18 protein-coding genes and 1 tRNA gene are annotated in these 19,002 nt (G+C 63.4%); 6 read left to right on the top strand and 13 right to left on the bottom strand.

Going from position 1 to position 19,002, the window contains the following annotated elements; translation table 11 throughout:
- Positions 1-12: 12 nt before the first annotated feature.
- The 7 genes from VR863_RS13700 to VR863_RS13670 are packed head-to-tail and all read right to left on the bottom strand — an operon-like array spanning position 13 to position 4,878.
- Complete coding sequence (locus VR863_RS13700) at positions 13-1,065, bottom strand: glycerophosphodiester phosphodiesterase family protein (RefSeq protein ID WP_324829026.1); 1,053 nt, start codon at positions 1,063-1,065, stop codon at positions 13-15.
- Positions 1,062-1,988: a bifunctional riboflavin kinase/FAD synthetase gene (locus tag VR863_RS13695; RefSeq protein ID WP_324829025.1), complete on the bottom strand. Its 927-nt coding sequence runs from the start codon at positions 1,986-1,988 to the stop codon at positions 1,062-1,064. Before VR863_RS13695 ends, VR863_RS13700 begins: the two co-directional genes overlap by 4 nt.
- On the bottom strand, positions 1,985-2,476 hold the full coding sequence (locus tag VR863_RS13690; RefSeq protein WP_324829024.1) for a dihydrofolate reductase: 492 nt from the start codon (positions 2,474-2,476) through the stop codon (positions 1,985-1,987). Before VR863_RS13690 ends, VR863_RS13695 begins: the two co-directional genes overlap by 4 nt.
- Entirely contained in the window at positions 2,473-3,528 is a 1,056-nt protein-coding gene (locus tag VR863_RS13685) for a 5-(carboxyamino)imidazole ribonucleotide synthase (protein WP_324829023.1), read from the bottom strand. Before VR863_RS13685 ends, VR863_RS13690 begins: the two co-directional genes overlap by 4 nt.
- A complete protein-coding gene (purE, locus tag VR863_RS13680; RefSeq protein WP_324829022.1) occupies positions 3,528-4,010 on the bottom strand; it encodes a 5-(carboxyamino)imidazole ribonucleotide mutase in 483 nt (160 codons plus the stop codon). Before purE ends, VR863_RS13685 begins: the two co-directional genes overlap by 1 nt.
- A gap of 1 nt (position 4,011) precedes the next feature.
- The gene (gpmA, locus tag VR863_RS13675) at positions 4,012-4,698 is read right to left on the bottom strand and encodes a 2,3-diphosphoglycerate-dependent phosphoglycerate mutase (RefSeq protein WP_324829021.1); all 687 of its coding nucleotides are present in this window, start codon (positions 4,696-4,698) and stop codon (positions 4,012-4,014) included.
- 36 nt (positions 4,699-4,734) lie between these two features.
- Positions 4,735-4,878 (bottom strand): hypothetical protein, encoded by a 144-nt coding sequence (locus VR863_RS13670; RefSeq protein WP_324829020.1) that lies wholly within the window; start codon positions 4,876-4,878, stop codon positions 4,735-4,737.
- Between the two features lie 90 nt (positions 4,879-4,968).
- On the opposite strand from VR863_RS13670, the gene VR863_RS13665 reads away from it, so the two are divergent.
- Positions 4,969-5,043: transfer RNA gene (locus VR863_RS13665), tRNA-Thr, on the top strand.
- Between the two features lie 47 nt (positions 5,044-5,090).
- Here VR863_RS13665 and VR863_RS13660 read toward each other — a convergent pair.
- Positions 5,091-6,419, bottom strand: coding sequence for a hemolysin family protein (locus VR863_RS13660; protein WP_324829019.1), 1,329 nt, complete (start codon positions 6,417-6,419; stop codon positions 5,091-5,093).
- Positions 6,420-6,605: 186 nt separating this feature from the next.
- Here VR863_RS13660 and VR863_RS13655 point away from each other — a divergent pair, with 186 nt between their 5' ends.
- Positions 6,606-7,304 (top strand): YiaD family glycine zipper/OmpA-like lipoprotein, encoded by a 699-nt coding sequence (locus tag VR863_RS13655; protein WP_324829018.1) that lies wholly within the window; start codon positions 6,606-6,608, stop codon positions 7,302-7,304.
- A gap of 90 nt (positions 7,305-7,394) precedes the next feature.
- Here VR863_RS13655 and VR863_RS13650 read toward each other — a convergent pair whose 3' ends face one another.
- Positions 7,395-8,174 carry a 3'(2'),5'-bisphosphate nucleotidase CysQ gene (locus VR863_RS13650; RefSeq protein WP_324829017.1) on the bottom strand — a complete coding sequence of 260 codons (780 nt, stop codon included), beginning with the start codon at positions 8,172-8,174 and terminating at the stop codon, positions 7,395-7,397.
- A gap of 146 nt (positions 8,175-8,320) precedes the next feature.
- Between VR863_RS13650 and sucC the strand changes: the two genes are divergently transcribed.
- From sucC to VR863_RS13630, 4 genes are all read left to right on the top strand, one after another.
- On the top strand, positions 8,321-9,520 hold the full coding sequence (gene sucC / locus VR863_RS13645) for an ADP-forming succinate--CoA ligase subunit beta (protein WP_324829016.1): 1,200 nt from the start codon (positions 8,321-8,323) through the stop codon (positions 9,518-9,520).
- Between the two features lie 195 nt (positions 9,521-9,715).
- Positions 9,716-10,462, top strand: coding sequence for an electron transfer flavoprotein subunit beta/FixA family protein (locus tag VR863_RS13640; protein ID WP_324829015.1), 747 nt, complete (start codon positions 9,716-9,718; stop codon positions 10,460-10,462).
- Between the two features lie 27 nt (positions 10,463-10,489).
- Positions 10,490-11,419: an electron transfer flavoprotein subunit alpha/FixB family protein gene (locus tag VR863_RS13635; RefSeq protein ID WP_324829014.1), complete on the top strand. Its 930-nt coding sequence runs from the start codon at positions 10,490-10,492 to the stop codon at positions 11,417-11,419.
- A gap of 155 nt (positions 11,420-11,574) precedes the next feature.
- Positions 11,575-12,399 (top strand): energy transducer TonB, encoded by an 825-nt coding sequence (locus VR863_RS13630; protein WP_324829013.1) that lies wholly within the window; start codon positions 11,575-11,577, stop codon positions 12,397-12,399.
- A gap of 15 nt (positions 12,400-12,414) precedes the next feature.
- Here VR863_RS13630 and VR863_RS13625 read toward each other — a convergent pair whose 3' ends face one another.
- The 4 genes from VR863_RS13625 to VR863_RS13610 form a co-directional block, all read right to left on the bottom strand.
- A complete protein-coding gene (locus VR863_RS13625; RefSeq protein ID WP_324829012.1) occupies positions 12,415-13,623 on the bottom strand; it encodes a DUF445 domain-containing protein in 1,209 nt (402 codons plus the stop codon).
- Positions 13,624-13,688: 65 nt separating this feature from the next.
- The gene (locus VR863_RS13620; RefSeq protein ID WP_324829011.1) at positions 13,689-17,159 is read right to left on the bottom strand and encodes an efflux RND transporter permease subunit; all 3,471 of its coding nucleotides are present in this window, start codon (positions 17,157-17,159) and stop codon (positions 13,689-13,691) included.
- 13 nt (positions 17,160-17,172) lie between these two features.
- Complete coding sequence (locus VR863_RS13615; RefSeq protein WP_324829010.1) at positions 17,173-18,363, bottom strand: efflux RND transporter periplasmic adaptor subunit; 1,191 nt, start codon at positions 18,361-18,363, stop codon at positions 17,173-17,175.
- Positions 18,364-18,599: 236 nt separating this feature from the next.
- Positions 18,600-18,866: a GlsB/YeaQ/YmgE family stress response membrane protein gene (locus VR863_RS13610; RefSeq protein ID WP_324829009.1), complete on the bottom strand. Its 267-nt coding sequence runs from the start codon at positions 18,864-18,866 to the stop codon at positions 18,600-18,602.
- Positions 18,867-19,002 lie beyond the last annotated feature (136 nt).

Here is a 19,002-nt window from a genome sequence, read left to right as displayed (position 1 = left end):
TGTGTGAAAGCGTCAATCGCCGCGACGGGCGCGCCGGCGTTCCAGCGCGTCGGCCACCGCGTCGATCTCGGCCTGGCTGCGGTCGTCGAAGCGCTGGATCAGCGCGGGCACCACGGCGAAGCTGTCATCGACCATGGCATACCCGTTGAAGCTTGCAGGAATATCCCCCAGCTGCTCGGGCAGATCGAGGCCGATAGGCCGCCCTTCCCCCTGCGGACCGAGCACCACGATGCGCGTGCCGTGTTCCTCCATTCGCGCAATCATGCGGTTGGGCCACCCCCACATCGCCCACTGGTAATCGAGCGGGACGAAGATCGTCCGGCCCCGGCAGACTTTGGGTACCAAACTGCTCCAGCCCAGCGCAGCGTAGGCTTTGGAGCATCCGACCGCCTCGTCCTTGGTGAAGGCCCAGGCTTCGGGAAATATCTGGCGGATGCGATCCACCGGCCCCTGCGCGCCATAGAAGGCATCGCCGCGCGGTCCGGTATCGCGCCCTGCCGCTTTCAACGCGGCCGCCAGAAGGTCCGCTTCGGCCGGGTTCTTGCTTTTGAAATTGTACAGCACGCGCGCACGGCCCACGGCGCCAAGCGCTTCCTGAAGCGAAGGGATCGCGCCGATACCCTTGCCGCGGAACGGGAAGGTCCGACCGCCGTCCGCGGTATAGCCGTATCCCGCGTCGAGCGCCTTCAGTTCGCCCAGCGTGAAATCACGCGTGTCGCCGCTGCCTTCGGTTCGGCAATCGACGGTCCAATCGTGAAAAACGGCGATCTTCCCGTCTTTCGTCGGGGCGATGTCGATCTCGATCATCGCGGCACCCAGCTTGGCGGTTCGTGCGATGGAAGGGACCGTGTTCTCCAGATAGCCGTGCGCCGGTGGCTCGATCCGGTCCGCCGTGCAGGTGTCGCGCCCCAAATCCGTGCGGTCGTACAGCTGGTACAGCCCGCGATGCGCGATCAGCTTGACCGCCCCCTTGGGTTCCGATGCAAGCCAACTGGCGTTCAGGACCGTTAGGGCGAGGAACAGGATTGCACCGGCAAACCCGACCCGCTTGAGCCATGGTGTCACGCAAGCAGGTCCCGCGACCTGTCGCAATCGCGGGCCATCTGTTCGGTGAGCGCATCGAGCGAATCGAACTTCGCCTCTCCGCGAAGAAAGTGGTGAAACGCCACTTCGATTTCCTGCCCGTACAGGTCGCCGGAAAAATCGAAGAAATACGGCTCGAGCAATTCCTTGGGCGGTTCGAACTGCGGGCGCACACCGATATTGGCCGCGCCGTGCAGAACCTGGCCCGTCGACAGGATGCGGCCCGTAACGGCGTAGATTCCGTATTTGGGGCGCAGGTAATGTTCGATGCCCAGATTGGCGGTGGGATAACCGATTTCGCGCCCGCGCTTGTCGCCATGCTGCACCACGCCGCGGATGGAAAACGGGCGGGTAAGGAGGCGCGCGGCTTCCTGCGGATCGCCATCGCGCAGGGCATCGCGCACCCGGCTGGATGATACCGGCGCACCGTTATCCAGCACCGGCGGAACCGCGCGCGCGTCTATCCCGACGTCACGGCCCATCTCGACCAGTTTTTCGAAATTGCCGCCACGCGCCTTGCCGAACGTGAAATCCTCCCCCGTGACGACCCCGGCAACGCCCAGCTTTTCCGCCAGCAGCACCTTGACGAAATCTTCCGCCGTGGTGCCCGCAAGGTCGGCATCGAAATGGAACACCAGCATCGCGGTGGCCCCTGCGGCGAGATACAGTTCCTGCCGCTGCTCCAGCGTGGTCAGCCGGAAGGGTTCGGCATCGGGTTTGAAGAACCGCACCGGATGTGGGTCGAACGTGGCGATGATCGATGGGCGGCCTTCGGCGCGCGCCCATCGGATCGCTTCGCCTGCCACGGCCTGGTGGCCGAGGTGAAAACCGTCAAAATTGCCCAGCGCGATGATCGCGCCGCGCAGGCTTTCGGGCAGCGGATCGCGGTGATCGAGGAACCTCATTGCGCGCCAGCCCCCACTTTCCCGAACGTGACGAAACTGTAGGCCGGACGGCTGCCTTCCGGTTCGTGATCCTCGCGCGCGAGGATTGCCCATTCCGGGCCGAGCGGGGGCATGAAGGTATCGCCCTCGTACTCGGCGTGGATTTCGGTTAGTTCGATGCGATCGGCGTGGCTCATGAACACGTCGTATATCGCTGCGCCGCCAATAACGGCCACGTCGCCATCGCCCGCCATCGCCAGCGCTTCCTCGACCGAACGCGCGTGTTCGGCGCCAGTCGTGTCCCAGCGTTCCTTGCGGGTCAGCACGATGTGCCGGCGACCGGGGAGCAGGCCGGGCAGACTTTCGAAAGTCTTGCGCCCCATTATCATCGGAAGGCCCATGGTCAGCGCCTTGAAACGCTTTAGATCGGCCGGAAGGTGCCACGGCAGGCTGCCGTCCTTGCCGATGCAGCCGTTGGCCGCACGCGCGTAGATCAGGAAAAGGCTCATCGCTCGAGCCGCGTCACATGGCCCATCTTGCGGCCTGCGCGCACTTCGGCCTTGCCGTAATCGTGAAGATGGGTGTCGGGCGCGGCGAGATGGCCTTGCGAAGTGGCAATGTCCTTGCCGATGATGTTCGTCATGGTCACGGCGCGGGCCACGGTGCGCGTTTCGCCCAGCGGCAGGCCCGCCACGGCGCGGATGTGGTTTTCGAACTGGCTGGTGACCGCGCCTTCGAGTGTCCAATGGCCGGAATTGTGAACCCGGGGTGCCATTTCGTTGAAGATCGGCCCTTCGCGCGTGGCGAAGAATTCCAGTGTCAGCACGCCGACATAACCGAGCGCGTCGGCCACGCGGCGCGCCAGTGTCCGCGCTTCGTCGACCTGACCTTCGATGAGCGCGCCCGCTGGCAGCGAAGACGTCGAAAGTACGCCGTCGACGTGCGAATTGCAGGCCGAATCCCAGAACCGGATCTCGCCATCCTGACCGCGCACGAGAATGACGGAGAATTCCGCCTCGAACTCGACGAAGCCTTCGTAGATCAGCGGAACGTCGGGGAAATTCAGCCCATCGGCATCGCGCGACGACGTGATGCGCCACTGGCCCTTTCCGTCGTACCCGTCACGCCGGGTCTTGAGGATGCCGGGCGCGCCCAACCGATCCACGGCGGCATCCAGATCGCTGCGCGAATCGATACGGGCGTAGGCAGCCGGACGGCCGCCCAGCCCTTCGATGAAGCGTTTTTCCGCCAGCCGGTCCTGCGCGGTTTCAAGCGCGCGCGGATGCGGAAACATGCGGTCTTTCGGAACGGCGGCGGCCGTGGCAACCGGTACATTCTCGAATTCCCAGGTCACCACGTCGCATTGCGCGGCGAACGCCGCCAGCGCGGCGGTATCGTCCCAGCGGTTGGCGAAGAAATCGTCGCTGACCTGTTCAGCGACCGTGTCGCCTTCGGGCGCGTAGCCGATGCAGCGGAAACCGAGCTGCGCGGCGGACATCGCCATCATCCGGCCGAGCTGGCCGCCACCGAGGATCCCAATGGTGGCCCCGCGGTGCAGCATCAACCCTCGGGCCGCTCAGCTACGGCGGCGCTGCGGGCGGCGCGCCAGTCCTGCAATCGCTGCGACAAGGCAGCGTCATGGTTGGCGAGAATTGCTGCGGCCAGAAGGCCGGCATTGGTCGCGCCCGCCGCCCCGATAGCCAGCGTGCCCACAGGAACCCCGGCGGGCATCTGGACGATCGACAGCAGGCTGTCCTGGCCCGAAAGCGCCTTGGACTGGACCGGCACACCCAGCACCGGAACATGGGTCAGTGCCGCGATCATGCCGGGCAGATGCGCTGCCCCGCCTGCGCCCGCGATGATGACTTCGATCCCGTCGCCGGCCGCACCTTTGGCAAAATCGTACATGCGTTCGGGCGTGCGATGCGCCGACACGATCCGCACGTCGGTTTCAACGCCGAGTTCGTCCAGCACCTGCGCCGCGCATGTCATCGTCGGCCAGTCCGACTGGCTGCCCATGACGATCGCTACCTTTGCCGCCATGTCAGCTGTCCTTCAGGTAATAACGGTCGCCCGACACCCGCGTGCCGTCGAATTCGTACACGATCGGTTCGCCGGTCGGAATTTCGAGGCCGGTTATGTCTTCGTCCGAAATGCCCGACAGGTGCTTGACCAGGGCGCGCAGCGAATTGCCGTGGGCCGAAACGATCACCGTTTCGCCGGCGCCAAGCTGCGGAAGGATGGCGCTTTCCCAATAGGGCAGCACACGCTCGATCGTCAGCTTGAGGCTTTCGGTGCGCGGAATATCGATCCCGGCGTAACGCGGGTCGGACGAAAGGTCGAATTCGCTGCCCGGTTCGAGCGGTGGCGGCGGCACGTCGAAGCTGCGACGCCAGATATGCACCTGTTCATCGCCATGCTTTTCGCGGGTCTGCTGTTTGTCGAGGCCGGTCAGGCCGCCATAATGGCGCTCGTTAAGGCGCCAGTCTTTCGTTTCCGGGATCCACAACCGGTCACACCCTTCCAGCGCCAGATGCAGCGTCTTGATCGCGCGGGTCTGGAGCGATGTGAAGGCGACGGTGGGCAGTACGCCCCTGGCGGACAGAAGGTCCCCTGCGGCGCGCGCTTCGGCCACGCCTTTTTCGGTCAGGCCTACATCCCACCATCCGGTGAAGCGGTTGGCGAGGTTCCATTCGCTCTGTCCGTGGCGGACGAGGACAAGCTTGGACACTGGATGCTCCCGTAATTCCCCTAGGAGCAAGGCGCGTTAGCTGCCCGGATCGCCCTTGGGAAGGCTTTGATCCTCCGATTCGCGCATTTCGCGTGTCTGCGCCTTGCGGCGGCGCAGGTTCTCGCGCAGTTTCGCGGCAAGGCGTTCTTCGCGGTTCGTTGAATCGTCGTGGCTGGCCATCGCGCAAGTTTTCTCCAATTTCGCCACGATACTCAAGCGAAGGTTGACATTCCTACACGGTCTGACAATAGCGCGCGCCTCCGGTCGAGTGCTGCTGTAGCTCAGTGGTAGAGCGCACCCTTGGTAAGGGTGAGGTCGGGAGTTCAATCCTCCCCAGCAGCACCATTATCGCCCGATGCACGGCCCCGGACCGAGGCCAGACCACCAATCCCTCAGCCGTCGTCTTCGACCTTTTCCGGCATCGTGCCGCTTTCATGCTGCACCAGCAGCTTGTCGATGCGTCGGCCATCCATGTCGACCACCTCGAAACGCCAGCCCTGATCGGTAAAGCTTTCGCCTTCCGTCGGCAGCCGCTTGAGGACGTGAAGCGCGTAACCCGCCGCGGTTCCAAATTCGCGGTCGTCACCGTATTCCAGCGCCAGCCGGTCCGCCAGAACGTCCGCCGAAAGCGAACCGGCGACCAGCAGGCTGCCGTCATCGCGCTCGACCACACCGGGGGCATCGCCCGGATCCTGGTCGCTTACGAAATCCCCGACCAGTGCGGTCAGCAGATCCACCGGCGTCACGATCCCGTCGAGATGCCCGTATTCGTCGTGCACCATCGCCATCGCGACTTCCGCCTGCTGGAGAACCCGCAGCGCGTCGACCGCATCGAGCTGGTCGGGCACCACTTCGGCTTTCTTCATCAGCGCCGGGATATCGACCGGCCCGCCCGCCACAAGTGCCGAAAGAACTTCGCGCACCCGGATGATGCCCAACACCTTGTCGGGCGATCCGTCGGCCACGGGCAGCAGCGAATGGGGACTCGAATCGATCGTTTCGCGAATCGCGTCCTCATCGGCGGCGATATCGATCCAGTCGACTTCGGTGCGCGGGGTCATCATTTCGCGGACCGGGCGTTCGGCCAACCGCACGACGCCCTGCAGCATCTGGTGTTGTTCGTGTTCGATCACGCCCGTCCGCGTCGCTTCGGCAAACAGCATGTGCAATTCTTCGGCCGTAACCGAACCCTGTCCGGCGGGGCGCACGCCCAGGAGGCGAATCAGGACCCCCGACGATGCGTCCAGCAGCCACACCAGCGGTGCCGCCACCCGCGCCACGATGGCCATCGGGCGTGCCATCGCGATCGCGATCGGTACGGCAAGGCGAAGGGCCACCTGCTTGGGGACCAGTTCGCCGACCACGAGGCTGAAATAGGTCGTGAGCGCGATGACGAGAGCAAAGCCGGCCTCTTCCGCCCATTCCGCAGGGAAACCGGCTGCCGCAAGCCGTTCGGCCACGGGGCTGCCCAGGCTGGCGCCCGAATACGCGCCGGCGATGATCCCGATCAAGGTGATCCCGATCTGGACGGTCGAGAGGAACTTCCCCGGCTCGGCCGCCAGGTTGAGCGCGATCTGCGCGCCGCGAACACCCTTGTGCGCTGCGGAACGCAAACGCGCGGTTCGTGCGGATACGATTGCCAGCTCGCTCATGGCGAAAACGCCATTGATTACGATCAGCCCGGCAATGATGAGCAAATCTGTCCAGGGAAATGGTGTCACCAGCGCTGGCTAGCACAAATGAGGCGCGCTGCCAGCGGCCCTTCGCACTTATCTGCGATGGAGTCAGGAACGCACTGACGATTTGGAAGTTAGGAATCCATGAGACGCAGGTGGGTGCGTCCTAACAATGCGGGCCGAACTTGGTCTTCAGGACGTAAATGCCCGCCGCACAGGAGGATTTGACATATGAAAAAATCGCGCATCTTTACCGCCAGCCTCGCAGCCGTTTCGCTGCTGACCGTGTCCGCTTGCGTTACCGATCCCAACACCGGTGAAAGAAAAGTTTCGCGGACCGTGCTCGGCGGCGCCGGCGGTGCTGTACTTGGCGGCCTCCTCGGCGGCGTCATCGGCGGCAAGACCGGACGCATCATCGGTGCAGTCGGCGGCGCAGCAGCCGGCGGCTATGTCGGTTACCGGATGGACGAACAGATCAAGGAACTGAAGGAACAGACCGCCGGTTCGGGCGTGGACGTTTCGGAAGTCGATGGCGGCGAAGCCATCCTGGTCAATCTTCCCGACGGCGTAACCTTCGCCACCGGCAGCTACACGATTTCGCCCGGCTTCCGCGATCTGCTCGACCGTGTGTCGGCCAGCCTGCGCGCATATCCCAACAGCCTGATCGACGTGTACGGTTACACCGACACCACCGGTTCGTCCGAATCGAACCAGCGCCTGTCGGAACAGCGCGCCCAGGCCGTTGCCAATTACCTGATCAGCACCGGCGTATCGTCGTCGCGTATCCGCTGGCTCGGTTATGGCGAAACGCAGCTCAAGGTCCCGACCGGCGACGGTGTGAACGAACCGCTGAACCGCCGCGTCGAAATCAAGATCATCCCGTTCGACCAGCAGGATGTCGAACAGGCACAGCAAAGCCAGGGCAACTAAAACCAGCCCGGAAAATCACGAATTGGTGTCGCAGAGAATTGGGCCGGCCTTTGTGCCGGCCCTTTTTTGTGCCGCCCGCAATCAGGTGGGTCAGCCCCTGATCTGCGCCGCCCTGTCGGCCAGCCGATCGACCGCATCGGCGTGAATGCCCTCGGAACTGGCGAGCACGCCGAAGGCGCGGGGGTCGCGCTTGTTGTAATTGATCTTGTTGCCGAAGGCGTCGGTCACCGCGGCACCCGCTTCGCGTGCGATCATGCCGGCGGCCGCGATATCCCATTCAAATCCCCAGCGCAGCGTCGCCACGAGGTCCGCCTCGTCGGCGGCAACCATCGCGATACGCAGGGCGATCGAATTGGGTTGGTCGACCGTGACCAGATCGCTGTCGGCCTTGGGAAGGGCCTGGGCCGGCACGCGCGAGCCGGAAAATTGCTCGCGCCGCGATGCGACCAGCCGCTTGCCGTTGCGAAACGCCCCGCGCCCGGCCACCGCCTGCCAGCTTTCCTTGCGCGCTGGCGCGGCGAGCATGGCGATCAAGGGCCGGCCGCCGCTGATCAGCGCCACCGAAACCGCCCAGCCGCTGCGCCCGCGGATGAAATCGCGGGTTCCATCGACCGGGTCGACCAGCCAGATCAGGTCCTTGTCCAACCGGCGGGAATCGTCGGCAGTTTCTTCCGATAGCCAGCCCGCCGCCGGCAGCAGCGCGCCAAGTTCCCGCTTGAGAAACGAATCGACGGCCATGTCGGCTTCGCACACCGGATCATTGGGCCCTTTTTCCCAGCTGCGCAGGGCGTTGCCCGCCCCCGGCCACAGGTCGAAAGCGATCCGCCCCGCTTCCGAGACGATCGATTCGAAACGTGCGCTGTCGATCATGAGAAGGCGATCATGGCTTGAGTATCCTGGATGGTGGCGGCCCCTGCACCCGAACGCAGCACTTTTCAAGCGCGCCCAGACATGCTTATGCGGCCCGCGACTCCCATTCCCTCCAGCCGCGACGGACGCGAAGGACACGCCAACCCATGAACATCCACGAATACCAGGCCAAGGAACTGCTCGCGAAATACGGCATCGGCATACCCGCCGGCCACGCAGCCCTCACCGTCGAAGAAGCCGTTGCCGGCGCCAAGCAGCTTCCCGGTCCGCTTTACGTCGTGAAGGCGCAGATCCACGCTGGTGGCCGCGGCAAGGGCAAGTTCAAGGAACTGGGTGCGGACGCCAAGGGCGGCGTGCGCCTCTCCAAGAGCATCGAGGACGTCGAAGCGAACGCCAAGGAAATGCTCGGCAACACGCTGGTCACGATCCAGACCGGTGACGAAGGCAAGCAGGTCAACCGCCTCTACGTCACCGACGGTGTCGACATCGCGCACGAATATTATCTCTCCATGCTGGTCGACCGCGCCAGTGGCCGCGTCGCCATGATCGCTTCGACCGAAGGCGGCATGGATATCGAGGACGTGGCGCACAATACGCCCGAAAAGATCACCACGATCACCATCGATCCGGCCCAGGGCTTCATGCCCCACCATGGCCGCGCCGTTGCCTTCGCGCTGAAGCTGACCGGCGATCTGAACAAGCAGTGCCAGAAGCTGGCCAAGCAGCTCTACACCGCGTTCATGGACCTCGACATGGAAATGCTCGAGATCAACCCGCTGGTCGAAACCGAAGACGGCAACCTTCTGGTGCTGGACACGAAGATGAGCTTCGACGGCAACGCGCTCTATCGCCACAAGGACGTCGAGGCGATGCGCGACGTGACCGAGGAAGATCCGGCCGAAGTCGAAGCGAGCGAATATGACCTCGCCTACATCAAGCTGGACGGCAACATCGGCTGCATGGTCAACGGCGCAGGCCTGGCGATGGCCACGATGGACATCATCAAGCTGAACGGCGCGTTCCCGGCCAACTTCCTCGACGTGGGCGGCGGCGCCACCACCGAAAAGGTGACCGCGGCCTTCAAGATCATCCTGAAAGATCCGGCGGTCGAGGGTATCCTGGTCAACATCTTCGGCGGCATCATGAAGTGCGACGTTATCGCAAACGGTATCGTTCAGGCAGCCAAGGACGTGAACCTTTCGGTTCCGCTTGTCGTCCGCCTCGAAGGCACCAATGTGCAGCAGGGCAAAGACATCCTTGAAAACTCCGGTCTTCCGATCGTGAGCGCCGACGACCTTGGCGACGCGGCGCGCAAGATCGTTGCCGAGGTCAAGAAGGCAGCCTGACCGCGGCCATGCCAAAGACCTGAACATCACGCATCAAGGCGGGCCCTGCACGGTCCGCCTTTTTGCATTCCAGGGGCAGGGAACGCGGGGCCTTGTCCGACCATTGCAAGAGTAAGACCCGCCGCCGCCTCACTTGACGTTTACGTAAACGCAAGCTAGGCGAGCGCCAAGTTCATTCGAGAGGAAGGAAGCTCCATGAAAATCCTCGTGCCCGTGAAACGGGTGATCGATTATAACGTCAAGCCGCGCGTCAAGGCCGATGGCTCGGGCGTAGACCTCGCCAACGTCAAGATGAGCATGAACCCGTTCGACGAAATCGCCGTCGAAGAGGCCATCCGCATCAAGGAAGCTGGCAAGGCAGAAGAAATCGTTGCGGTGTCCGTGGGACCGGCAAAGGCGCAGGAAACGCTGCGTACGGCGCTCGCCATGGGTGCGGACCGCGCGATCCTGGTCGAAACCGACGATGAAGTCGAACCGCTTGCGGTGGCCAAGATTCTCAAGGCTATCGCCGACGAGGAACAGCCGGGTCTCGTCCTGCTGGGCAAACAGGCCATCGACGACGATTCGAACCAGACCGGCCAGATGCTGGCTGCGCTGATGGGCCGTCCGCAGGGCACTTTCGCGAACACCGTCGCTGTCGAAGGCGACAGTGTCGTCGTGAAGCGCGAAGTCGATGGCGGTCTCGAAACCGTGAAGCTCACGCTTCCGGCGATCATCACCACCGACCTTCGCCTCAACGAACCGCGTTACGCTTCGCTGCCCAACATCATGAAGGCAAAGAAGAAGCCGCTCGACATCAAGAGCCCGGCCGATTTCGGCGTGGACACCGCGCCGCGCCTGAAGACGACCAACGTCACCGAGCCCCCCGTTCGGCAGGCAGGCATCAAGGTCGCCGATGTCGACGAGCTCGTTGCCAAGATCAAAGCCCTCGGCATCGCGTAAGCACCCGGACACGAAAGGAATCACACCATGAAAACTCTCGTCTGGGTCGAACACGACAACGCCCACATGAAGGACGCCACGCTGGCTGCGGTTACCGCCGCGGCAAAGATGGGCGAAGTGCACCTGCTGGTTGCCGGATCGGGTTGCCGCCCGGTGGCCGAGGAAGCCGCCAAGATCGCCGGAGTGGGCAAGGTCCACCTCGCCGACGATGCGGCGCTCGAACACGCGCTGGCTGAAAACGTCGCTCCGCTCGTGGTCGAATTGATGGGCCACCACGACGCTTTCGTTGCGCCTGCCACCACCACCGGCAAGAACGTTGCCCCGCGCGTGGCAGCGTTGCTCGACGTGATGCAGATTTCGGACATTCTCTCGGTCGAAGGCGACAAGACCTTCACCCGTCCGATCTATGCCGGCAACGCCATCGCCACCGTCGAATCGTCGGATGCGAAGCTGGTCATCACCGTCCGCGGCACCGCCTTCGACAAGGCCGCCGCCGAAGGCGGATCGGCCGCCATCGAAGACATTTCGGGCGCAAGCGAATCGGGCCTGTCCAGTTTCGTCAGCGCGGAAATCGCCAAGAGCGAACGTCCTGAACTGACGAGCGCCAAGGTCATCGTATCCGGGGGCCGCGCGCTCAAGGATTCGGCCACGTTCGAAGAAGTGATCACCCCGCTCGCCGACAAGCTTGGCGCCGGGATCGGGGCCAGCCGTGCGGCGGTCGATGCGGGCTATGTCCCCAACGATTACCAGGTTGGCCAGACCGGCAAGATCGTGGCTCCGGAAGTCTATTTCGCCATCGGCATTTCGGGTGCGATCCAGCACCTTGCCGGGATGAAGGATTCCAAGACCATCATCGCGATCAACAAGGACGAGGACGCACCGATTTTCCAGGTGGCGGACATTGGCCTGGTTGGCGATCTGTTCAAGATCGTGCCGGAACTTACCGAAAAGCTCTGAGCAGATAAAAAATACACAATAAGGGGCGGCGTATCTTTTCAGATGCGCCGCCTTTTGTTTAAGTACCCCTATTGTCTTGATGCTGTGGGGTCGCTCTCATGAACAAATCACTTGTTGTTGCCGCTTGCGCCGTACTTGTCGTCCAACCGGCTTGTTTGTCCGCAAAGGAACCGATCGAACTGGCGCCGAGCAGCACGTGGTCCCTCAGCTACGATCAAGAGGCCTGCCGCCTTTCGCGCAGCTTTGGCGAAGGCGAAGGCCAGGTCTTGCTGACGCTTTCGAGATTTGCGCCCGGCACATCGATCGAGGTGCTGGCCGCAGGACACCCGCTGAAGAGCAACGGGGCGACACGGCTGGGCTATGCCCTCGACCCCCAGGACGAACGCGTCGTCGACCGGCCCGTTTTCGGAGAAACGCAGAACGGCGCGACGATCTGGCAGTTCTCGACCGACCTGATCCCGGAAAAAGCCGCGGAAAAGCTGCGCAAGGAAGGCGCGGTTCGCGCCGATTTCAGAAAAGTCGAAGCAGACCTGGCCGGTGAGATCACAAGCTTCAGCGTAACGCGCGGTGTCAGGCAACCGGTTCGGCTGCGCACTGGCCGCCTCTCGGCGGCGATGTCCGCGATGGACACGTGCCTCGACGATCTCGTTGAAAGCTGGGGCTTCGATCTGGCGGAGCAAGGAACCATCGCGCAGGGGCCAACCCCAGCGTCATCGCCCGAAAAATGGATCAACCATCGCGATTATCCGTCCGACGCGCTGAGGAAGGACATGGCCGGAATGGTGCGGTTCCGGCTGGCCGTTTCACCGGAAGGTCGGGTCACGGGATGCACGATCCAGTCGGACCATTCGCACCCCGATTTTCCCAAGGCCGTGTGCGACGCGTTTACCCGCGACGGGCGTTTCGATCCCGCCGTTACTGTGACGGGCAAGCCGGTTGCATCCTATTGGTCCAACACGGTCCTGTTCGTCCCGCGATAATCGCGACGCGCGATATCAGAGGAAACTTGCGGCTGCGTGGATCGTCAGGCCCACGAGCCCGCCGACCATCGTGCCGTTGATCCGGATAAACTGGAGATCGCGGCCAACCGCGCTTTCCACCCGATCGGTGATGGTCTGGGCATCCCAGCGACGCACGGTTTCGGAAACGAGCCGTACGATCTGATCGCCGTAACGGGTCGCCACGCCAACCGCGGTGCGGCGTGCGAAGCGGTTCACCTGGCGCTGAAGCCGCTCGTCATCGCGCAGCGCGGCGCCAAGTTCGCCGAGTGTCTCGCCCAGATACCCCTGGCCCGCACCGCCCGACGTGCGGATCGTTTCGATCAGATTGCCCCGCAGCCGCTCCCACACACCCTGCCACCAGTCGGCAATTGCGGGGTTGTTGAGCAGCTCGCGCTTCATCTTCTCCACGCGTTCCTGCAATTCGGGATCTTCGCGCAGGCCCTTGGCGAATTCTGCCAGTCCTTCTTCGATCTTGTCGCGCAAGGGGTGGTCCGGATCGACAAGAACCTCGGCCAGCAGCTTGTAGAGCCCATCGAGAACGGAATTGGCCAGCCGTTCGTCCAGTCCGGTAAAGCGCAGCACCGCATTCGCGCGCTTGTGGACCATGTCGCGGACCATTTCCTCGTTGTCTTCGAGCACCAGGCCCGCCCAGCGGATGATCTTGTCGATCAGCGGACGGTGGCGACCATCGGCGATCATCGCCTGCAGCATCCCGCCGAGCAGCGGCGCGATATCGAGCCGCGAAAGCTGGGATTTGATGCCGCTTCGCACCTGCCCGCCGAGCCGCTCGGGATCGAGCGATTCGAGGACTTCGACCGCCAGTTCGCCCGCACCCATGCGAATTCGCGAATCGCGCATGGCCTTGGGATCGGACAAGTAACTGCCGACTGCCCCTGCGAGGTTCATCGCCCCCATGCGCCGCCCGACAACCGCGGGCGTAAGGAAATTCTCGCGCAGGAAGCCCGCCATCGTATCGGCGATGCGGTCCTTGTTTTCGGGTATGATCGCCGTGTGCGGGATCGGCAGCCCCAGCGGTCTGCGGAACAGCGCGGTCACCGCGAACCAGTCGGCAAGCCCGCCGACCATTGCGGCTTCGGCAAAGGCGTGGACGTATCCAAACGCGGGATGCAGCCCGAGATAGCGGCCCGACAGCAGGAAAACCGCCGCCATCAGCACGATCAGCCCGGTCGCCGTACGGCGCATGGTGCGCGCCCGATCGGGCAAAGGCGGCGGCTCTACACGGACAGAGCGCGCGGGGATGCGTATGCTCACTCGGCCGGCTCTGTCCCCGGAGTCCCCGTGGCGACAGGATGCGCAGCATCACCGGGACGATAGGTCAGGAACCGGTCGCGCAGCCACGGACCCATTCGGCGTTCGAGACTGTCCGCGAGGCTGAAACCCGCCGGAACGATCAGCAGCGTCAGAAGCGTGGACAGGATCAACCCGCCGATCACGACCGTGCCCATCGGTGCGCGCCAGGCGCCATCGCCCGACAGGCTGAGTGCGGTGGGCACCATGCCCGCGGTCATTGCAACCGTGGTCATCACGATGGGCTGCGCGCGCTTGTGCCCGGCGTCCATGATCGCTTCGAACTTGTCCTTGCCCTCACCCATTGCCTCGATCGCGAAATCGATAAGCAGGATCGAGTTCTTGGACACGATGCCGAGCAACAGCAGAATGCCGATGAGCACCGGCATCGAAAGCGGCTGGCCGACGATCCAGACCAGGAAGATCCCGCCCAGCGGCGCAAGGGCGAGCGAGCACATGTTTACCAGCGGGCTCATCAGGCGCTTGTAGAGGAGCACCAGCGTGGCGAAGACGAGCAGGATGCCGGCTATCAAGGCCACGGTGAAGTTTTCGAGCAATTCGTTCTGGAGTTCGTCCTCACCCACGGCGTCGCGGATCACGCCGGACGGCAGTTCGGCAAGCGTGGGAAGGGCGTTTACCTGTTCCATCGCGTCCCCGCGCAGCACGCCGCTGGCCAGGTCGGCACCGATGAAGACGCGGCGGTTCTGGTTGTAACGCTGGATCGACGTCGGGCCTGAACCGAACGAAATTTCCGCAATTCTGCCCAGCGGAACCGAGCCGCCCGACGCGGTCGGAACGGGAAGGTTCTGGATCGTCTCGATGTTTTCGCGCGAATCGCGGGGCAATTTCACGCGGATCGGAATCTGGCGATCGGACAGCGAGAACTTGGCCGCGTTCTGCTCGATTTCGCCCATGGTTGCGATGCGGATCGCCTGGCTGAGCGCCACGGTGGTGACCCCAAGATCGGAAGCGAGGTTGGCGCGCGGGCGAATGATGATTTCGGGGCGCGGAATATCGGCCGTGATCCGCGGCGCCACAATCGTGTCCAGCCCGCTCATCTCTTCGACGAGTTTTGTTGCCGTGGTGCGCAGCAGTTCCGGATTGGAGCCCGCCAGCATGATGGTCAGGTCGCGGCCGCTGCCAGGACCACCCGGCCCCCCCTGCGACTGGAAACGAACCCGCGCATCGGGGATCTGGGAAAGCGCCGGCGCAAGATCGCGTTCGAATTCGAACGACTTCTTCTTCCGGTCTTCGGTCAGCGTGATGTAAATCGTCGCCTCGCCTTCGCGAACCCGGACCAGCGCCCGCTCCACTTCGGGCTGTTCATACAGCATGTCCGCAACCTGATCGGCGACGAGTTCGGTCGATTCCAGCGTCGTACCCGGCACCATTTCGATTTCGATGCGGCTGTTGTCTTCGTTGACCTCGGGCTGGAACTGGAACGGCGTCTGGCTGAGCAGCAAGCCCGACAGCAACAGCGAGAACCAGCCGATGGCAATCATGCCGACACGGTGATCGCTGAACCGCGCATTCATATGTTTCCAGGCGTTGTCGAAACCGCGTCCGATCATGCGCGCAATCAGGCCGAACAGCCTGAGCAGGAGCATCGCGGCGGCGAAGCCGATCGCTCCGCTAAGCGCCAGTTGCACCAATTCGAGCGGACGGTCGATCAACAACCACAGCAGCGATTCCTTGTTGCCCACGATCGCATCGGCGACGGTCGACGGCACGGACAGCTTTGACAGGAGCTGGTAGCTTCCGAAGAACCCGAACGCGGAAACCGCAATCAGGGCAAGAACCACCAGGATCAGGGTGATGATATAGAGCGCGCGGTGGCGGATCGGGTCGAGCCCGGCGCGTGCGGCGGTCATCTTGGACCGGTCGAGCGACCAGTGCAGCACCGCCATGTACCGTTCCATCCATACGCCGCCGCCGTGTTCCGCATGGCCTTTGGCCTGCAGGAAATAGGCGGCCAGCATCGGCGTGATCATACGCGCGACGGCAAGGCTCATCATCACGGCAGCCACGATGGTGAGGCCGAAGTTCTGGAAGAACTGGCCGGTAATTCCGGGCATCAGGCCAACCGGCAGGAAGACGGCAACGATACAGAACGACGTCGCGACGACGGCCAGGCCGATTTCGTCGGCCGCGTCGATGGATGCCTGGTAGGCGGATTTGCCCATCCGCATATGGCGGACGATATTCTCGATTTCCACGATGGCATCGTCGACCAGCACACCGGCCACAAGACCCAGCGCAAGCAGCGACATCTGGTTCAGGTTGAACCCCAGCAAGTCCATGAACCAGAAGGTCGGGATCGCCGACAGGGGGATCGCGATTGCGGAAATCACCGTGGCGCGCCAGTCGCGCAGGAAGAAGAAGACCACGACCACCGCAAGGATGGCGCCTTCGATCATGGCGGCGATCGAACTTTCGTACTGATCTTCGGTGTATTTGACCGTGTTGAACAGCGGGATGAACCGGACGCCGGGATTTTCCGCCTCGATCGCGGAAATCACTTCCTTCGCCTCGTCGAACACCGTCACGTCGGACGCGCCGCGTGCGCGCGAAATCGCGAAGTTCACCACTTCGCGGTCACGCACCTTGCTGATCGAGGTGCGTTCCGAATACCCGTCCCGTACGGTCGCGAAATCGGCCAGCCGCACGGCGTTCCCGTTGGACACCCGCACCTGCCGCTGCGAAAGTTCGTACGCGGTCTTCGTGTTGCCGAGAACGCGGACCGACTGGCGTGTACCGCCAACTTCCGCCATCCCGCCCGCAGCGTCGAGATTGGTCTGGCGCAGCAGCGAATTCACCTGCCCTGCCGTCACGCCGAGCGCCTGCATGCGCGCCGGATCGAGGACCACTTCGATCTCGCGGTCCACCCCGGCGAAGCGGTTCGCCTCGGCCATGCCCTCGATCGAAAGCAATTGCTTGGCCACCACGTCGTCGATGAACCAGCTGAGCTGTTCGATCGTCATGTCATCGGCTTCGACCGCGTAAATCGCGAGGAAGCCGCCCGCAATTTCAACCTTGTTGATGCGTGGTTCTAGAATGCCGTCGGGCAGGCTGCCGCGGGTCGCGTCGACCGCGTTCTTCACTTCGGCAACCGCGTTGTTCACATCGGTGCCGACTTCGAATTCGACGAAGGTGTTCGAGCTGCCTTCGCGGGCGGTGGAGGATATGTTGCGGACGCCGTTGAGCGAACGCACCGCGGATTCCACCCGCTGCGTGATCTGGTTTTCGATTTCCGTCGGGGCAGCGCCCGGCTGGGAAATCGTGACGTTCACACCGGGAAATTCGATGTCCGGATTGTTCACCACATCCATGCGGATGAAGCTGAGCAACCCGGCAAGGAACAGCGCGGTAAAGGCAACCAGAGGAATGACCGGGTTGCGGATCGACCAGGCGGATATATTGCGAAAGTTCATGGTTTCGCTCCGCTCATCCTGCGTCGCGAACGGGCTTGACCGCTTCGCCGGGGTTCAGGAAGCCGCCCGCCCGCAGGACGATGCGTTCGGTGCCGTTAAGCCCATCCAGAATCACGACCCCTTCGGACGTGACCGGGCCGAGGGTGATGTCCCGGCGTTCCACCTTGTTGTCCTTGCCGACCACGAAGACAAAGCTGCCCTTGTCATCGGAAAGCAGCGCGCTCTCCGGCAGGATCGGGGCGGTGACGGTCCCGCTCTTGATTACTGCGGTGGCAAATCCGCCGGGCCGCAAGCTGGGCGCGTAGGAGAGCGCAACCCGCGCCGTGCCCTGGCGATCCTGGGTGCTGATGATGGGCGATACCTGCCACACCTGCCCGGTAAAGGTCTTGTCGGACCCTGCCGGCGTGACTTCCGCGGTTACCCCGGCCGAAATGCGGGCCAGATCGGTTTCACCCAGCCGTGCGAGCAATTCCATTTCGCCGCCGCGCGCAATGCGGAACAGCGATTGTCCGCCGCCGCTGACCGTCTGGCCGGGTTCGACATTGCGTTCGAGCACAAGACCCGCCGCCGGAGCGACAATATTGAGGCGTGCGTTGCGCGCCTGAAGTTCACGAAGTTGGGCCTGTGCCACGCGGACGCGGGCGTTGGCGGCATCGCGGGTCGCGGTCAGGCGGTCGACATCGGCGGTCGAAACGAAGCCGCGTTCCACCAGCTTGAGCGCGCGTTCGAGATTGGCCTGCGCGAGATTGGCGTCGGCCTGGGCAACCTGGATTTGTGCAGCCGAGCTTTGCGCCTGCTGCGACTGGACCGAACGGTCGATCACGGCGAGCACCTGGCCCTGGCGCACCCAGTCACCGGCATCGACGGGAACAGAAACCACCCGGCCACCTTCGCCGACGGCGCTCACGGGCATGTCGCGGCGCGCGGCCAGCGAGCCGGTGGCAATGATTTCGCCTTCGATCGTGGTGCGGCCCGGTGCGATCACCGTGACGCTGGGAACCTGGGAATCGGTGTCGGCGGGCGCTGCGGCGTCGCCGCCCTTGAGCATGGCATAGGCAACGATTGCGGCAAGCAGGACGAGCAAGCCGATGACAATCAGGCGCGTCCGGCCGCTGAGACCGAAGCGGCTGCGCGGCAGATCGCCGTCGGATTCAAGCTCGACAGCCTGCGCTTCGCCAGTTTCGAAACCAGATTCGTAATTCATCGCCATCCTGCCCCGGTACGCGTCTTCAGACTGCAGTGTGTTACCTTGCTATGTCACTAAGCGCAAGAAGCAAGCAATCAGGCGTTAGACCGAGGGGCTCGGCAGGGCAATGCGGGTATCGACCGGGGCCAGAGTTAGTTGGACGAACAGCAACCGCCTACATCACGGTCAACAAACACGAAAAAGGGCCGGAAGCCCCGAGGCCCCGACCCTTTCCCCTTAGTTTCCGTCGTGGTTTAGCGAACGCGTCCGCGCTGAACCAGATTGACGATGCCGAGCAGGACAACCGCGCCGACGATCGCAATGATCAGTCCGGTGATCGAAAACTCCTGCACGCTACCCGAAACGCCGAGCAGCGGACCGGCGATCAGGTTGCCGAGGACCGAGCCGATACAGCCGACCACGATATTCCAGAAAATTCCCATCGATGCGTCGCGGTTCATGACCATGCTGGCCAGCCAGCCTGCAACACCACCAACGATAAGTGCGATAATCCAACCCATTGCAATTCCTCCTGTTTGAGCCCGAGCGCCCTGATGCCACCCAGTGGTTGGCGCAGGCTGCGGGTTCCCCTTTATCTAACGGGGATACAGGTCAAAGCGTGCGGAACGGCTTCAGGTTCCCGCGCAATGCGGAATT

It is taken from the genome of Qipengyuania zhejiangensis (assembly GCF_035607565.1).
GTDB classification, from domain to species: Bacteria; Pseudomonadota; Alphaproteobacteria; order Sphingomonadales; family Sphingomonadaceae; genus Qipengyuania; species Qipengyuania zhejiangensis.
Note: the sequence above shows the minus strand (reverse complement) of the source record. Positions and strands in the feature narration are given on the sequence as shown.

Excerpts from the sequence above, each read along its gene's own strand:
- VR863_RS13695 (WP_324829025.1), bottom strand. The coding sequence starts at position 1,988 with ATGAGGTTCCTCGATCACCGCGATCCGCTGCCCGAAAGCCTGCGCGGC.
- VR863_RS13690 (WP_324829024.1), bottom strand. The coding sequence starts at position 2,476 with ATGAGCCTTTTCCTGATCTACGCGCGTGCGGCCAACGGCTGCATCGGC.
- VR863_RS13685 (WP_324829023.1), bottom strand. The coding sequence starts at position 3,528 with ATGCTGCACCGCGGGGCCACCATTGGGATCCTCGGTGGCGGCCAGCTC.
- purE (WP_324829022.1), bottom strand. The coding sequence starts at position 4,010 with ATGGCGGCAAAGGTAGCGATCGTCATGGGCAGCCAGTCGGACTGGCCG.
- VR863_RS13670 (WP_324829020.1), bottom strand. The coding sequence starts at position 4,878 with ATGGCCAGCCACGACGATTCAACGAACCGCGAAGAACGCCTTGCCGCG.
- VR863_RS13655 (WP_324829018.1), top strand. The coding sequence starts at position 6,606 with ATGAAAAAATCGCGCATCTTTACCGCCAGCCTCGCAGCCGTTTCGCTG.
- VR863_RS13650 (WP_324829017.1), bottom strand. The coding sequence starts at position 8,174 with ATGATCGACAGCGCACGTTTCGAATCGATCGTCTCGGAAGCGGGGCGG.
- sucC (WP_324829016.1), top strand. The coding sequence starts at position 8,321 with ATGAACATCCACGAATACCAGGCCAAGGAACTGCTCGCGAAATACGGC.
- VR863_RS13640 (WP_324829015.1), top strand. The coding sequence starts at position 9,716 with ATGAAAATCCTCGTGCCCGTGAAACGGGTGATCGATTATAACGTCAAG.
- VR863_RS13635 (WP_324829014.1), top strand. The coding sequence starts at position 10,490 with ATGAAAACTCTCGTCTGGGTCGAACACGACAACGCCCACATGAAGGAC.
- VR863_RS13625 (WP_324829012.1), bottom strand. The coding sequence starts at position 13,623 with ATGCGCCGTACGGCGACCGGGCTGATCGTGCTGATGGCGGCGGTTTTC.
- VR863_RS13620 (WP_324829011.1), bottom strand. The coding sequence starts at position 17,159 with ATGAACTTTCGCAATATATCCGCCTGGTCGATCCGCAACCCGGTCATT.
- VR863_RS13615 (WP_324829010.1), bottom strand. The coding sequence starts at position 18,363 with ATGAATTACGAATCTGGTTTCGAAACTGGCGAAGCGCAGGCTGTCGAG.
- VR863_RS13610 (WP_324829009.1), bottom strand. The coding sequence starts at position 18,866 with ATGGGTTGGATTATCGCACTTATCGTTGGTGGTGTTGCAGGCTGGCTG.